This is a genomic window from Pseudomonas edaphica (genome assembly GCF_005863185.1).
Classification (GTDB): Bacteria; Pseudomonadota; Gammaproteobacteria; order Pseudomonadales; family Pseudomonadaceae; genus Aquipseudomonas; species Aquipseudomonas edaphica.
Window position 1 is genome coordinate 1 of record NZ_VBVZ01001113.1, and the last position, 647, is coordinate 647.

At 62.4% G+C, this 647-nt stretch carries 1 pseudogene; it reads right to left on the reverse strand.

What is annotated here, in order from left to right:
• Positions 1-647: pseudogene (locus tag FEM54_RS33585) on the reverse strand (hypothetical protein); the annotation flags it as partial.

Consider the following 647-nt stretch of genomic DNA (forward strand, 5'->3'; position numbering starts at 1 on the left):
AGAAGTCGCGTCCGGCCCTGATGCTCAGGTCGTTGGCGGCTTCGATACGCGCCGCGCTGTTGAGGAAGTCGCTGTGTTCACTGATCAGGCCGTCGCTGCTGTCGTGGCCGGTGACGGTGCGTTCGTTGATCACGTCGCCATTCACGGCGGTCATGGTCATGTCGCGGCCGGCGATGATGCCGCCCGCCTTGTTGACGATGTTGTTGCCCGCCAGCAGGTCCAGGCGGTTGCCTGCTTCGATCAGGCCGCTGTTGATCAGGTCATTGCCGGCCTTGGCCGACAGGTTGTTGCTGGCGCGCAGGGTGCCGACGTTGTTCAGGTCTTGCCCGGCGATCAGGCTCACATCGTTGCCCGCAATCAGCGCGCCGGTGGGTGCCAGGCGGTTGTTGGCGTTGGCCAGGTACAGCACCGGCACCAGCACTTCTTCGCCGTTGACCACGCTCTTTTCCAGCCAGACGATGTCGTGGGTCAACGCTGCCACTTGCTCGGAAGTCAGGTTTACCCCCACGGCCAGGTTCAGCGTTTGCTTGCTGGCGATGGCGTTGTCCATCAGGTGTTTGAACAGTTTTTCGTCGGTGGTTTGCCCGTCGAGAAAGCGTTGGCCGGTTCGCGCGACCACGGCTTGCTGGATCAGGCGTTGTTCGTAG